This is a genomic window from Actinocrispum sp. NPDC049592, from assembly GCF_040675465.1.
GTDB lineage: Bacteria > Actinomycetota > Actinomycetes > Mycobacteriales > Pseudonocardiaceae > Kibdelosporangium.
In genome coordinates this window covers 212,035-226,343 of the sequence record NZ_JBFAPA010000023.1, presented here as the reverse complement: position 1 = coordinate 226,343, position 14,309 = coordinate 212,035, and the positions used below count along the sequence as shown (strand labels likewise).

14 protein-coding genes are annotated in these 14,309 nt (G+C 68.7%); 6 read left to right on the top strand and 8 right to left on the bottom strand.

Features of this window, described 5'->3' with window-relative positions; translation table 11 throughout:
• Positions 1 to 264 precede the first annotated feature (264 nt).
• The 4 genes from AB0J95_RS43680 to AB0J95_RS43665 form a co-directional block, all read right to left on the bottom strand.
• Positions 265 to 858, bottom strand: coding sequence for a hypothetical protein (locus AB0J95_RS43680; protein ID WP_364771507.1), 594 nt, complete (start codon positions 856 to 858; stop codon positions 265 to 267).
• Between the two features lie 67 nt (positions 859 to 925).
• On the bottom strand, positions 926 to 1,051 hold the full coding sequence (locus AB0J95_RS43675) for a hypothetical protein (protein WP_364771505.1): 126 nt from the start codon (positions 1,049 to 1,051) through the stop codon (positions 926 to 928).
• A gap of 46 nt (positions 1,052 to 1,097) precedes the next feature.
• Positions 1,098 to 1,553: a (2Fe-2S)-binding protein gene (locus AB0J95_RS43670; protein ID WP_364771503.1), complete on the bottom strand. Its 456-nt coding sequence runs from the start codon at positions 1,551 to 1,553 to the stop codon at positions 1,098 to 1,100.
• Positions 1,554 to 1,566: 13 nt separating this feature from the next.
• Positions 1,567 to 3,786, bottom strand: coding sequence for a molybdopterin cofactor-binding domain-containing protein (locus AB0J95_RS43665; RefSeq protein ID WP_364771501.1), 2,220 nt, complete (start codon positions 3,784 to 3,786; stop codon positions 1,567 to 1,569).
• Between the two features lie 452 nt (positions 3,787 to 4,238).
• On the opposite strand from AB0J95_RS43665, the gene AB0J95_RS43660 reads away from it, so the two are divergent.
• The 3 genes from AB0J95_RS43660 to AB0J95_RS43650 are packed head-to-tail and all read left to right on the top strand — an operon-like array spanning position 4,239 to position 7,381.
• On the top strand, positions 4,239 to 6,314 hold the full coding sequence (locus tag AB0J95_RS43660; RefSeq protein WP_364771499.1) for a nitrate- and nitrite sensing domain-containing protein: 2,076 nt from the start codon (positions 4,239 to 4,241) through the stop codon (positions 6,312 to 6,314).
• Between the two features lie 31 nt (positions 6,315 to 6,345).
• Positions 6,346 to 6,714, top strand: coding sequence for a DUF742 domain-containing protein (locus AB0J95_RS43655; protein WP_364771497.1), 369 nt, complete (start codon positions 6,346 to 6,348; stop codon positions 6,712 to 6,714).
• 52 nt (positions 6,715 to 6,766) lie between these two features.
• A complete protein-coding gene (locus AB0J95_RS43650; protein ID WP_364771496.1) occupies positions 6,767 to 7,381 on the top strand; it encodes a TetR/AcrR family transcriptional regulator in 615 nt (204 codons plus the stop codon).
• Positions 7,382 to 7,395: 14 nt separating this feature from the next.
• Here the strand turns inward: AB0J95_RS43650 and AB0J95_RS43645 are convergent, their stop codons facing one another.
• Positions 7,396 to 7,929, bottom strand: coding sequence for a DinB family protein (locus AB0J95_RS43645; RefSeq protein ID WP_364771494.1), 534 nt, complete (start codon positions 7,927 to 7,929; stop codon positions 7,396 to 7,398).
• 114 nt (positions 7,930 to 8,043) lie between these two features.
• Here AB0J95_RS43645 and AB0J95_RS43640 point away from each other — a divergent pair, with 114 nt between their 5' ends.
• A complete protein-coding gene (locus AB0J95_RS43640; RefSeq protein ID WP_364771492.1) occupies positions 8,044 to 8,778 on the top strand; it encodes a 3'(2'),5'-bisphosphate nucleotidase CysQ in 735 nt (244 codons plus the stop codon).
• A 104-nt stretch (positions 8,779 to 8,882) separates the two neighbouring features.
• On the top strand, positions 8,883 to 10,301 hold the full coding sequence (locus AB0J95_RS43635; protein WP_364771490.1) for a WGR domain-containing protein: 1,419 nt from the start codon (positions 8,883 to 8,885) through the stop codon (positions 10,299 to 10,301).
• A gap of 644 nt (positions 10,302 to 10,945) precedes the next feature.
• Here the strand turns inward: AB0J95_RS43635 and AB0J95_RS43630 are convergent.
• Positions 10,946 to 11,911, bottom strand: a complete 966-nt coding sequence (locus AB0J95_RS43630) for a GNAT family N-acetyltransferase (protein ID WP_364771488.1) — start codon at positions 11,909 to 11,911, stop codon at positions 10,946 to 10,948.
• A 99-nt stretch (positions 11,912 to 12,010) separates the two neighbouring features.
• Entirely contained in the window at positions 12,011 to 12,568 is a 558-nt protein-coding gene (locus AB0J95_RS43625) for a TetR/AcrR family transcriptional regulator (protein WP_364771486.1), read from the bottom strand.
• A gap of 44 nt (positions 12,569 to 12,612) precedes the next feature.
• Here AB0J95_RS43625 and AB0J95_RS43620 point away from each other — a divergent pair, with 44 nt between their 5' ends.
• The gene (locus AB0J95_RS43620; RefSeq protein WP_364771484.1) at positions 12,613 to 13,131 is read left to right on the top strand and encodes a GNAT family N-acetyltransferase; all 519 of its coding nucleotides are present in this window, start codon (positions 12,613 to 12,615) and stop codon (positions 13,129 to 13,131) included.
• Positions 13,132 to 13,133: 2 nt separating this feature from the next.
• Here the strand turns inward: AB0J95_RS43620 and AB0J95_RS43615 are convergent, their stop codons facing one another.
• The gene (locus AB0J95_RS43615; RefSeq protein WP_364771482.1) at positions 13,134 to 14,294 is read right to left on the bottom strand and encodes a beta-ketoacyl synthase N-terminal-like domain-containing protein; all 1,161 of its coding nucleotides are present in this window, start codon (positions 14,292 to 14,294) and stop codon (positions 13,134 to 13,136) included.
• Between the last annotated feature and the right edge of the window lie 15 nt (positions 14,295 to 14,309).

The following is a 14,309-nucleotide window of genomic DNA, read 5'->3' as shown; positions in this document are numbered from 1 at the left end:
AACCCGGCCATGACATGAGAACCGTTCAGGATCAGTCCGGACGAATGGCCTAATTCAGGCCGTCGGGCAGTGCGCCTTGCACACCGTGCGGCGCCGCACAATCCCATTCAACAAGCTGGCACTGCAGGATGTTGCAAGCCAAAGGTCCGCTTCCAGGCCATCATCCGGCGTGCTCGGCCCACCCTAAGCCCATCGGCGCCGTTGCGGTATCGCGGTACAAACGGGCGAGTCTGAAACCCATTGAGGCAGTCGATAGTTGAGTACTCAAGAACTGTGTCGCTGACCGGAAATCCACACCGCTCCCAGCATCCATAGTGGACAGTCGTCGGCACCGGCCGAATACTCATCGCAGGTAAAGTCACTGTTTGCTGAGCTTCGCCAATCCGGCCGGCTCTTTCCGGACCTTGTCAGCGGGATAGGGGGGCGTCCGCGGGCCATCGGGCCACGACCGGACGCACCAATGCTTCGGCCCGGCGGACCAACGCATAGGCCACCGCAGTTGATAACCGCAGGTCCTGGTGGTCGACTAGGCCGTTCAGCGATTCCGGGTACGCCCAATGCGCGGCGCGGCTCCACAAACGGCCGGACCGCCAACGCCCGGATCGCGATGGGCATCTGGTCGTCGGTGAACACCTCGGCCAGCCGCGTATTCGCCAGCCGGATGGCCAGTTCGTCCGCGTCGGACAAACATTGGTCCATCGCCGCCCCGAAAGTGGCCTGGGGGCGCTCGGCGAGTTCCTTGGCAATGTCGATGTCATCGAAAACGGCGAGCAGCCCGGGCACGTCGGAGGAGTCACCGTGCTCCTGCAGCGCCTCCAGAGCGGCGACCCACGCCTGCGCGCTGCCCCCGCCAGCCACGAACCGACCCGCGCGCAGGTCGGTCGTCCGCGTGGACGAGCCAGGCCTCGAGCGCCCACATCGAGTTCTAGTCGAGCAGATCATCGGCGAAACACGCGCCGAGGACCTCGGTGATCCGGGGCAGGTCGGTGCGGTCATCCTCGGGCGCCAGGACCGCCAGCACGCCGATCGCGCTGTTCCAGCACGCGATCACCTCATGTTGGTCCGGGAGCCGCAGGCCGTCCCGCGACGGCCCACGATCACTGGGCGGCCGCCGCCTTCTTGATGGCCTCGCGGATGCGGAAGTACGAGCCGCACCGGCAGACGTTCTCGATCTTGTCGATGTCCGCGTCCGTCGGGTTGGGGGTTCGCTTCAGCAGCGCGACCGCGGCCATGATCTGCCCTGGCTGGCAGTACCCGCACTGGGCGACGTCCTCATCCAGCCACGCCTGCTGCACCGGATGCAGTTTGTCGCCGTCGGCGAGCCCTTCGATCGTGGTCACGGTCTTGCCCGAGCAGTCGGCCATCCGCACCGTGCAGGGCTGGATCTCCTTGCCGTCCAGGTGCGACGTGCAGGCACGGCACACGCCGACCCCGCAGCCGTACTTGGGCCCGGTGATCCCGAGTTTGTCGCGCAGCACCCACAGCAGCGGCAGGTCCGCGGGCGCCTCGACGGTGACGGCCTTTCCGTTCACCGTGAAGGAGTAACGTGGCATGGCGGGTTTTCTCCTAGCGGGGCAACGGGGTGAAGTCCACGTCGAAATTGATGGGGAAGCTGCGCGTCTTGGTTCCGGTGGCGCGCGCGTAGGCGTTGGCCACCGCCGCGGCCGCGGCCGGCACGCCCAGCTCACCGGCGCCGCCCGGCTCGCCGTTCGCGGGCATGATAGTGATGTCCACTGTGGACGGTGTGTGCCGCTGCCTGGCGTAGTGGAACTGCGCGTAGCTGGCCTCCAGCGGCAGCCCCTTGTCAAGGTGCACGCCTGCCTGCAGGATCGTGGAGATCCCGTCGGTGAGCCCGCCGAGCAGCTGCGCCTGGAGGCCGCGGGGGTTGATCGGCCGCCCGACGTCCGCCGCGATCACCGCCTTGGTCACCCTGGGCTGCTTGGGGTCGCGGGCGTCGATCTCCACCAGGTAGGCCGCGCAGGACTTGTACTCCTCGTGCAGGCCAACGCCTTGCGCGCACCCGGACGGCATCGCACGGCCCCACTTCCCGCGTTTGGCAACGGTGTCCAGCACCGCGCGGGCGCGGGCAGACTTGAGCATCGACCGCCGCAACGACACCGGGTCCTTGCCGAACGCGTGCGCCAGCTCGTCGACCATGATCTCCTCGGCGGTCCGCACGGTCGCCGAGTACACCGAACGCCAGCTGCCGGTGTGCATCTTCAGCGGGATCTCGGTGAGCAGCTCGGTGATCAGCCCGAAGTTGTACGGGACCTTCTCGGTCAGCGCGAACACCGCCTGGCCGAACAGCGCGGGCGCGAGGTTGGCGAACGTGGCGGACAACGCCTCGCCCGCGCCGACCCGGAAGTCGGTCTCCACGCTGGCCACCCGGTGTTCGTAGGAGACCACCGCCCCGGCGAGGTGCGCGACGCGGAGCTTGTGGTGGGTGGCCGCCCGCAGCCGGCCGTGCCGGATGTCGTCCGCTCGTGTCCACATGAGACGAATCGGTTTGCCGGTCGCCTTGGAGATCTGCGCGGCTTCCAATGCGCCGTCGAAGAACAGCCGGCGCCCGAACGAGCCGCCGCCGCGGGTGACGTGCACGGTCACCTTGTCGTGCGGCAGGCGCAGCATGTCCGCGATGGTCTTCCCCGCGATGATCGGGTTCTTCAGTGAGGACCAGATCTCCGCGCGGTCCGGGCGCACGTCGGCGACGGCGGAGTCGGTCTCCATCGCCGCGTGCGGCACGAAGGCGAAGTCGAACTCGGCGTCGATGTGCGGGGTCAGCCCGGTCAGTGGAGTGAGCGGCGGTGTCGCGGCACGCAGCTGGCGTTTGACGTCCTCGTCCGACAGGTCGTCGACGCCGCCCTTGCCCCAGGTGACCTGGAGCGCGCTCGTCGCCGCCATGGCCTGCCCGAACGTCTCGGCCACCACTGCCACACCGCTGGGAATGCGGGCGACGGCGACCACCCCGGGCATCTTGCGGGCCGCGGTGTCGTCGACGTCGACGATCGTCCCGCCGATAGTCGGCGGACGCGCCACCACCGCGGGCAGGGCGCCCGGCACCTTGACGTCCAGTGCGTACTGGGCTTTGCCGGTGACGATGTCCCTGGCGTCCAGCCGGGTCGTCGGCTTGCCGACGATCTTCTGCGCGGACTCCGGTTTCGGCTTGGCGGACACGGCGGGCGCGACAACTTTGGCCGCGGCGGCGGACAGTGAGCCATAGCCGGCGGTGCGGCCGTCCGGCGCGAAGACCTTGCTGTCCTTGGTGGTCAGGGTGTCCGCCTTGACACCCCACTTCTGGGCGGCGGCGGTGACCAGCCGGGCACGGGCCTGCGCGGCGAGCGCCCGCACCGGCCCGTACAGCGAACGGACCGAGTTGGAACCACCGGTGGTCTGGTTGAACAGCAGGTCCGGCCGGGCGTCCGACAACGGAGTGTCCACATCGGACAGACGGGCGTCCAGCTCGTCGGCGACGATCATCGCCATCGCGGTGCTGATCCCCTGCCCGACCTCGGCCCTGGGCACCTCCAGCACCACCCGGCCCGCCGAGGTGACCTGCAGGGCCAGGCGCTCCGAGGTCGGCAACGCCAACGTGGTCAGCAGATCGCCCAGGTCCACATAGTCGGTGAGGTCGGGCAGCCCGGGCAGGGCGACGCCGGCCGGCGTGGCGTCCGAGACCAGGCCGAACCTGGCGACCAGGGTCAGCGTCGGCGCCCCGGCCAGCAGCGCGAGCACCTTGCGACGGGCGAAATTGTTGTCCGCTGCGGTTTTCTGCCCAGCGACGTCCATGTTATCTTGTTTCTCCGGGGACAATTAGCGTGCACAGTTGATTCGCCCGCGCCGAATACCGGCCGCGACGGCGGCCCGCGGTCCGCCGGTGACCATGCGACCCCGGCGGACCGAACAGTCATTCAGGCAGGCGCTCACGCTGTGGCAGGGCACGGGCAGGGGGCCATTGGCGCTGCTGGATCGCCAGCACGCTGGTGGACGCCAGAACGGAATGGCGGTTCAGTCACGGGGACTGTAGCCGCCGCGTGCATGCCCTGCAAGCGACGGGGGGATTGTTGGGGGCGTCCCCTAATCCCCTAACGGATTGCGCGGACATTCCCCGGGCGAGGCCCCTGGAAAAGCGGGGACGAAATGGTTGACGATCCCCTATCGGATCCCTAGCCTCACACCACCGCTTTTGGGTTTCCCCGTTTCCGGGGAACCACGCCGACGTCCACCCCAGGAAGGTCTCGATGCCCGCACAGCAGTCGCGGCGCAAGGTCACCACCATCTGGACCCGGGTTCTGCTCATCGCCCTCGTGCCGAGCGTCGCCGTGCTGGCGGTCGGCGCGGGCGTGGCGGTCTACCTGATGAACCAGGGATCCAAGATCAACGGCTTCGCCGACGACGTGTGGGGCGCGCTCCCGCCGATGTCCGCGTTCGTGGCGGGCATCCAGGAGGAGCGCAGGCTCACCATGGAGCGCGCCACCGGTCAGGGCGACAGCCAGGTCCGGCTGGAAGCCCAGCGCCGCCAGGTGGACGACGCGGTCCCGGATCTGGACCGCACCAGCGAAGCGCTGGCCGCCAACGGTTCCGACGATCTGCGCGCCACGTTGACCGCGCTCACTGAGGAACGGCACGGCCTGCAGAACCTGCGCAGATCGATCGACGGCAACGTGATCGACGCGTGGAAGGCCTACCAGGCCTACAACGACATCCTCGACCTGTGCGGTGCGACCATCCAGGGCATCGCCCGGTCGGCCGCCGACGCGGACGCCGGCTTCGAGCAGATGATCAGCTACGACCTGTTCAAGTCCGCCGAGGCGATGTCCCGCTCGCACGCGATGGCGGTCCGCGCGGTCGCGCAGGGATTGGACGGCACCCAGTTCCACGAGCTGGCGCACCAGCTGGGCATGTACCACGAGCAGGTCAAGTCGATCGTGCCGCGGATGACCCAGCAGGAGCGGGATTCCTATGCGGCGCTGAACAAGACGCCCGAATGGTCCACATTGGTCGCCAACGACAACTCGCTGATGAACCGGGGACCGGTCAAGGAGGCGGTGACGTTCGACGTTCCCACCTGGGAAGCCGCCGCGCGCCAGGTCGGTCAGAGCCTGATGTCGTTGTACCGCACGCATTCCCAGTACGCCGCGGACCTTGCCGCGGACAGCGCCCATACGGCGTTCATGCTCTCGATCCTCGGCGGCGGCGCGATCCTGCTGATCGCGGTGGCCGCGATGGCGGTCGCGTTGCACCTGTCCCGCAAGCTGGTGCGGCGGTTGCGGACCCTTCGCCGGCAGACCCTGGACCTGGCCCAGCACGGGCTGCCGCACGTGGTCGCGGAGATCCGCGAGGGCAAGCCGGTCGACCTGGAGCGTCAGGTCGCCTGGCTGGACCACGGCGGTGACGAGATCGGTCAGGTCGCCGACGCGTTCAACACCGCCTCCCGCGCGGTGATCACCACCGCCGTGCGGGAGGCGGAGACCAGGCAGGGCGTGCGTTCGGTGTTCCTGAACATCGCGCGGCGCAGCCAGACGATCGTGCACCGGCAGCTGAAGGTGCTGGGCTCGGCCGAGCGGTCGGCCGAGGATCCCGACCAGCTCCAGCTGCTGTTCAAGCTCGACCACCTGTCCACCAGGGCCAGGCGCAACGCCGAGAACCTGATCATCCTGGCGGACGGGCAACCGGGCCGGCAATGGCGCAATCCCGTGTCCCTGCGGGATATCGTCCGTGGCGCGATCGCCGAGACCGAGGAGTTCACCCGGGTGGTGACCACCGGCATCCCGGACGTGAGGATCGCCGGCGCGGCCGTGGCCGACCTCGTGCACCTGCTCGCCGAGCTGGTCGACAACAGCACGGAGTTCTCGCCGCCGGACGCCAAAGTGGAGGTTCGCGGCCAGACGGTCGGCCGCGGGGTCGTGCTGGAGATCGAGGACCAGGGCCATGGCCTGACCGACGAGCGGCGGGAGGCGTTGAACGCCATGCTGCACGACGCGCCGGACTTCGACGTGATGGCGGCGTCCACGCAGTCCCGGGTCGGGCTGTTCGTGGTGGCCCGGCTGGCCGCCCGCCGCGGGATCCGGATCACCCTGCGCGAGTCGGTGTACGGCGGCATCGACGCGATCGTGCTGATCCCGGTCGAGCTGGTCGCCGATCCGAACTCCACAATGGACACTCCGGTGCCACGAGGCCTGATCAAGGCGCCGGAAGAACCGCAGACGGCCAGGCACCGGACACCCGCCCCGCGCACCGAGACGAACCCGGGGCACAGAACGGACTCGATGGACGCCCGCCGCGAGCGGTACGGGTGGAGGTGGCCGAAGACATGACCGGCGAGGTGGACCGGACGGTCGTGCCGCGATGAAGTCCGAGGGGGAAACGTGGTACGACGACGATGCCGGTCCACTGGTGCCGTTGTACGCGGTGACCGGCGGCCGCACCCATTCCGGGCCGTACGACCTGGACCTGATCACCTTGGTGGTGGCGGTCGCCCCGGACCTGCACGCGCCACTGGTGAGCCCGGAGTACGCGGACGTGCTGTGGGCGTGCGCGTACCCGACGGCGGTCGCGGAGGTGGCCGCTGCGGCGAACCTGCCGCTGGGCGTGGCGAAGGTGCTGATCAGCGACCTCGCCGAACGGGACTTCGTCCAGGTCCGCTCGACCTGGCAGCCCGACGCGCCCGACCTGGAGATCCTGCGGCGGGTCCTGGCCGGAATCCGCAATCTATGAGCGGGTATTCCAGCGCGTGAGCACCTTCATCGCTCTCCGTATCATGGGCGCCGTGACCGTTGCCGAACCAGGGAAGCAGAGCCGGGTCGACCGCCGCCGGGAGCAGATCCTCGACGGTGCGACCCGCGTGTTCGCCGAGAAGGGCTACCACGAGGCCGGCATCGCCGACATCGCCACGGACCTGGGCATCGGGCACGGCACGTTCTACCGGTACTTCGCAGGTAAGAAGGACATCGTCGACCAGGCCGTCGAGTGGGCCACCCGGCAGATCGCCGACACCCTGCTGCAGGAGGACCCGTCGGCCAGCACGACCATCGCCGAGCACCGGGCCCAGATCGAACGCATCTACCTGCGCCTGTTCATGCTGCAGGACCAGCACCCACACCTCATCCGGTTCCTGTTCCGCCAGGCGACCGACCCGGCCACGCTCACCCAGGCCCACGACGGGTTCCTCGGGTACGCGGCCCGGTTCGTGCGCAGCGGCATGGACAAGGAGTACCTGCGGCCCGACATCGACGTGGACATCGCCAGCCAGGCCATGGTCGCGGTCATGTTCGACGTCATGCGCCGCTCGTCGACGGCGCCGGTCCCGGTCGAGATGCGCCAGCGCTGGATGTCCACCGGCGCCCGCATGATGCTCGAAGGCATGCAACAGCCCCAGGTCTAGGCTCGCCGGGTGCTTCAAGCCAGCGGGTTGAGAACCAGGTAACCGTCCAAACGCGACACACGGTCGGAGTCCGGGTCGGGAGGCAGGGCATGGCCCAGGTTGTCGGCGCGGACCTCCCCGATCCACTGGTCGTGCTGATACTCATGGTTGATCAACGCAACCAACAGATGCGTCGCGACAACATTGAGCTGAGCCGGAGCACCCACCCGCCCCGCGGCGATGTCGTTCATCCGCGCGTGCACCCGTTCGGCGACCGTGGCGCGGAACTGGCTGAGCCGCTTGATGGTGGGCAGCGCGCCCCGGAACCGCTCAGGCTGCGCGGAGTCCATCAACCCGTCCAGTTCCGGGTCGGGACTGGGCTCGGCCGCGGTGAGGTTGCGGATCATGAAGTGGGCGACATGCGCCTGGTGGCCGAGGTGCCAGCCGATCGCGCTGGAGTTCTCGTGCGGCCGCCAGGTCACCTCGTCCGGCGTGAGGTCCCGCCACAGCTCGTCGGTATAGGCGCGAGCATGGTCATACTCACGAAGCAGCTCCTGCACCTCGTACACAGATCACCTCTCGGGAGTCGGGGCGAGCGAGGTCCAGTGTGCAACCCCTGAACACGAGCCGATGTGACTGGAGGGGTGGGTGGTGCGCATGCGGGGCATGTCACGATGTCGGTCATGAATGACCACCACGTCGCCGCGCACTGTGCGCGCCTAGCGGCCGGGTGCCTGCTAAGGATGCGCGCCGGTAGTGGCCTGGCCGGCCGTGAGCTCGGGGATGCCGGTGACGCCGCGGCGCAGCGTGTTCTCGCCGAGGCGCTCACCGAGTGGCGCCCCGGTGACGCCGTGCTGTCCGAGGAGTCCACGGACGACCCGGTCCGGCTCACCGCCGACCGGGTCTGGATCGTGGACCCGCTCGACGGCACCCGGGAGTACACCGAGCTTGGCCGCACGGACTGGGCGGTGCACGTCGCGTTGTGGGAACGCGGTGAGTTGACCGCCGGCGCGGTCGCCCTGCCCGCCAACGGGATCGTATTGTCCACATCGGACATTCCACCCCCTGGACGGCCACTCGATGGCAAGCCCCGGATCGTGGTCAGCCGGACCCGCGCACCCGAGTTCGTCAGCCGCCTCGCCGAGGCACTGGACGCCGTGCTGCTGCCGATGGGGTCGGCCGGGGCGAAGGCCTCGGCGGTCGTACGCGGCGAGGCCGACGTGTATGTGCACGGCGGCGGGCAGTACGAGTGGGACTCCGCCGCGCCGGTCGCGGTGGCCCGCCGCTATGGGCTGCACACCAGCCGCCTCGACGGGACCCCGTTGGCGTACAACCAGCCCAACCCCTACCTGCCGGACCTCCTGGTGTGCCGTCAGGACCTCGCCGCCCTCGTCCTGGCCGCGCTCGCCTCGGGCTGACCTGCCCGTTTTCCGGGCCTGAGCTGGGCGAACCGAAATTGTCAGACCCCCTCGGTAACGTCTCCGCCAGTTGATGTCAGGTCTCGAAGGTTGAGGGGGACGACGTGGCTGCTGCCACTACTTACTTGGAGCTGTCCGAGGCGAGCGCGCACAAGTTCTACGAGGTGTGCGTGCAGGGGACGACCGTCACCATCACCTACGGACGGATCGGCGAGACCGGCGCGATCCGCACCACGACGTATCCCGACGCCGCCAAGGCGGAGCGGGAGGCGGAGAAGAAGATTGGTGAGAAGGCCCGCAAGGGCTACGCGCCCGCCGTGAAGGGCGCGCGTCAGCGGCGGCCCATCACGCGGCGCCAGATCACCAGCACCCGCTCCACCGCGTTGCAGGCGCCGGTGTTGTGGCGGTTCACCTCGGGCGCACCGGCGTTCGGCATCTTCATCGGCGCGGCCGAGGCGTGGGTGGGCAACGAGAACGGCGATGTCTTCACCCTCACCCACGACGGCACCGTCACCGGCCGGTTCGGCTTACCGGACGGGGTGAAGTGCATCGTGGCCGACGACTACTGGATCTACGCCGGTTGTGACGACGGCCGCGTGTACGACCTGGGCGGCAAGATTCCCCGGGTGGCGTACGAGATCGCCAGCGACGTGGACATCTACTGGCTGGACATCCACGACGGGGTGCTCGGTGTGTCCGATCGCGAGGGTGGGATCACGACCGTCGACCACGAGGACGAGTTCAAGTGGTCGCGCCGGAGCAGCGGCGATGGCGCGTGGATGGTGCGCTGCGCCGCGGAAGGCGTGTTCCACGGGCACTCGCGCGGCATCACGCACTACGCGTCGCGCAGCGGGGATCCGTTGTGGCACACCGACACCGTCGGGGGTGTGCTGTTCGGGTGGCAGGAGGCCACCGAGGTGTTCGCGGGCACGACCAAGGGCTGGGTGCACCGGCTGGCCAAGTCCACCGGCGCCGAGGTGGCGCGCTACCGCTGCGACGCCGCGGTGTTCTCGTGCGCCACCTCACCGGACGGCGAGTACGTGTTCGCCGGTGACAACCAGTCGTCCGTCTACTGTTTCGCGGCCAACGGCACCCGGCTGTGGAAGCTTGCCACCGGCTGCGGTTCCGCGTTCTCGATGCAGTACCGCGACGAGCGTCTCTACCTGGTCACCACCGACGGTTCGCTCGCGTGCATCGACGCGAGCCCCGCCGCCATCCACAACGCCGAACAAGGCGCCGTCCCCCAGCCTCGCGACATCAAGGCGGACGGTTGGCGCCGCGTCGAGGCCACCGCCTTCGTCGAGACCGTCTCCGCGCCCGGCACCGGCGTCATCGTCGAGTGTGTCCAGGAAGCCGGCCGGCTTCGCGTGCACGTGGTGTCCGACGGGTACGACCGCACACGCGCAGTGCAGTTCCCCAAGGACATCCGCGTACCCGGCGCCCGGTACGTGGTGGCCGAGGTCCACGATTCGGCCGGCGGCGGCTTCTACCGAGCCCGAGGGGAGATCAAACGCCTCGGCTAACCTATTCGACTCCACCGACAACCGCGAGCACAGTCTCCATAGCACCCACCAGGCGAGCCTCTCGGCTCGCCTGGTGGCCCCACACCGACCTGTTCGGCAGAGAGCCCGGGGTCGACACCCCACCCACACCCAAGCCACAACCGACCTCACCCGCGCCTACCGCCACGCCATGCCCCAGATCAACGAGTTCATGGCCAACTCCCCCACCCCCGCCACCACATCAACACCCACCCCGGCCTCATCACCAAACTCAACACCCTCCACTCCGCCGCCACCCCCGAACTAGGCCTCAACTAACCCACCACGGCGTGGGTCGTGTCTCAGCTGTCCCGGACGATGAGAGGCCGCGTCGACCGGAGACCGAACTCGGGCAACGCCGTGCGGTTCCCGGCGTCGCCGCCGAAACGGCGCGATATTGGTTGTCTTTGGGCTTTCGACGGTGGCCCGGCTATCGCGATCAGGACATCCGAAACACCGCCCACTGGCTCGCAACCTCCGTCCCAACAGCAGGACGTACGTGTGACGGTGCGCGTAGGTGGCGGCCGGGCTGGCCATCCACAATGGACGTTCTGCTTCCCGGCCGGAGGGGAGGCGGCGGCAAGCGTGGGGAAGCCCATTTCGGACGGTAGGTGACCACCGCCGCCTCAGACCTCGAGGGCCCAACGCACGTACCGCATCCGCGGCATGAAGCCGGCCTTCTCGAAGAGCCCGAACCCTCCCGAGGGGTTCGCGGAGTCGACGTTGAGGCTGGCGCGATCGTAGCCCTGGCCGGCGGCGGTGCGCAGGGCGTGGCAGATCAATGCTGTTGCGACACCTCGGTTGCGGTAACCCGGCCGGGTTCCGATCAACATGAAGTGCGCGTCGCGGATGCCTGTCGCTGCTGTGTCGGCGTCCCAGTGCATGGTCACCAGCATGCCCGCTGGGGTCCCGTTCGCCTTGTCGCGCAGCAGGAAGCTGACCGTGGGGCGGAACGTCTGGTTGGTGATCTTGTTCCGCCAGGAGTCCGCGGGCATCTGCGCCGCGCCCCAGTAGTCCTGGTACGCCTCGTTGCGGATCAACCGGAAGTCCTCGTCGTTGCGCTCCGACCACTGCTCGACCCGCAGCCCGTCGGGGATCACCACTTCACCCAGCGCGTCGCCGAGGGTGTGCTCCATGCGCTGGAAGTAGCGGACCGGCGCAAACCCTTGCGAGCGCAGGAGTCCCGCCACCCCGGCGATGTGCTCGGCCTTGTGCACGTCGACCACGAGCTTCCGCGACGGGTGATGCAGTGCGTGCACGACCTTCGCCGCGGCCACCCCCGCCTCCACAAGCGCGGCACCAATACCCCTGCCGCGGTACCCAGGATGCACCCCACCGTCCACAAAGACCCGATGTACCTCTGCCGCGGACGGCTTGTGGCGAACCTTCATGTACCCCACCATCACATCGCCGTCGAAAGCCGCCAGGCTCGCCCGTTCCAGGTCCGTGTAGGGATCGATCAACTCCTGATGGGTGTCCTCCGCCGTGTAGTTCTCGCCGATCTTGTCGACGGTCTCGATGGCGTTGAGGAGGTCCGCCGAGCCCTGCGCATCCCCGGTAGTCAGCGGTCGCCACGTGAGAGAGGTGGACATGCGGGCAACACTACGCACTCCTCAGCCTGGTGGGGCGGGTCAGGCCCACCAGGTCCTAGGGAACAACCGGCCACTGTGGACGTTCAAGCGCGCATGTGCCTAAGCCAGCCTGCGTTGCACGGCGGTGCTGGTACGGGCAACGTCCCCGGTGGCGAGCAGGTCGATCAATGCGCCCCGCAGCAGCGCCAAGATCTCCGTGCACTGCGCCCGACCGTTGTCGGTGTCCCGGACATCCGGCGGTTGGGCGGCGGTGAGCACGCCGAGCCAGTCCTCGACCGTGGCTCGCGCGAAGCCCGCCCACGCACCATCCGGTTCCACCAAGGAACGGGCGTAACCCTCCAGCCACAGGGTCAGCAGCGCACGGTGTTCGGGGGCCGACAGCCACTCCCACAGTCGCAATGCGACTTGCGGCAACCCTTGGTCGGCCTGGAAACCGGCCAGCAGCGTCAGTTCGCTGGTACGGGCACGCGCGAGCAAGGCCCGCACCAGGCCGTCCTTGCTGCCGAACAGGTACAGCAGCACCCGTGGGCTCGACCCGATCGCTTTCGCCAGCGGCCGCAGTGACAGTTCGGCCAGTCCGTGGGTGAGCGCGTACTCGTAGGCGGCCTCTAGGAGTTCGACCTCACGGGCGGATGGGGTTGCGGACGGCTGGTGCATGGGTGCAGTCTACTGAAACAGTCGTTTCAGTAAAGGAGCAGGCCATGTCCATCGCACTGAGCGAACCCCTGGCCAACGACGCGCCGCTGGTCGTCCGCCGCCTGGGGCAGCCGGGCGATCTGGGCTGGGTGGTGCAGGCGCACGGGGAGATCTACGAGGAGGAGTTCGGCTGGGACACGTCGTTCGAGGCCCTGGTGGCCAAGATCGTCGCCGACTACGCCACGGACCATGACGAGACCCGGGAGGCGGCGTGGATCGCGGAGGTCGGCGGTGACCGCGTCGGCTGCGTGTTCCTGGTCGCCGCGGGTGAGGACCTGGCCCAGCTGCGGATCCTGCTGGTGCACCCAAAGGCCCGCGGCCGGGGCGTCGGCGACCGGCTGGTGTCCACCTGCCTGGACTTCGCGCGCGACGCCGGGTATCGCCGCATCACGTTGTGGACCAACGATGTCCTGGCCGCGGCGAGGAAAATCTACCAGCGGCACGGGTTCGAGCTGGTCGACCAGGAGGACCACCACAGCTTCGGCCACGACCTGACCGGCCAGAACTGGTCGCGCGACCTCTAGCGTCACGCCGGTGGCGCGAGCACGACAACCGAGTTGTGGCCGCCCATGCCCAATGAGGACTTGACGGTGATGCCGTCGTCGATGGGCGTGAGTCCGCTGAGCAGGCGTGGATGCGCAGGCGCGACAGCGGGCGGCGCTGGGATCACGCCACGGTCGTAGGCCAGCGCGGTGACCGCGATCTCGATCGCGGAGGCCGCACCCTGGCAGTGCGCGGTCAGCGGTTTGACCGAGTAAACGTTGGTGTCGCCCGGGAACAAGTGGTCCAGCACAGCGGCCTCGGCATGGTCGCACTGCTGGGTCCCCGGTCCGTGGGCGTTGAGGTAGCGCACGGCGGAGGCGGGCACATTCGCGTTGGCCAGGGCGTCGTGGAAGCAGTCCGTGATGTGCGCGAGCTGCGGGTCGATCGAGGTCACGTGGTAGGCGTCGTGCGACATGGCGCCGCCGAGCATGTGCAGGTAGGGCCGGGCGGCTCGCGTGGACAGCACGAACGCCACCGACGCCTCGCCCATGACGAACCCCCTGCTGCCCTGCTGGAACGGTCGGCACGCGTCCAGCGGGTCGGTGTCGGTGACCGCGACGCCGAGCTCGACGAAATGCAGCACGTTCTCGAGGGTGAGCGACAGGTCCGTGGCGACGAAGACCACGTCGTCCACGATTCCCGCGTCCAGCCAGCCCTTGGCGGTGATCAGACCGGCATTGCCGGAGGCGCACATCGCGGAAACGTTCATCGCCGGGCCGTGGAACCCGTACTCCTGCATGAGCGTGGACATCGGCGTCGACGGCATCAACGCTAAGTATTCGTGGACCGACAACCGGCTACCGCGGGTCATGTAGAAATCACGCCACAGGTCGACCTCACCGAGAACGACCGCGTGCAACAAACCGACCCGGCGACCCGGCCGCCACCCACGGTCACCGGCGTCCTGGATGGCCTCCCGCGCGGCGGCGTGCATCGCGCGGGCGAACCGGCTCGGGCCGTCCTGCTGGGCGCCGCCGGGTGGCACCCGCGCCGCCCACACGGTCTCACCAGGCTCTTTCGCCAGACCGGAAGCCGTCGTGGCCGCGGGTTTCCCGCTCACCAGCCCGTCCCACAGCGGTTCGCGGCCCCACCCGTACCCGCTGACGGCGCCGATTCCGCAGATTCCCAAGCCGTGTCCGACCATCTTCCGCTCCCTCTC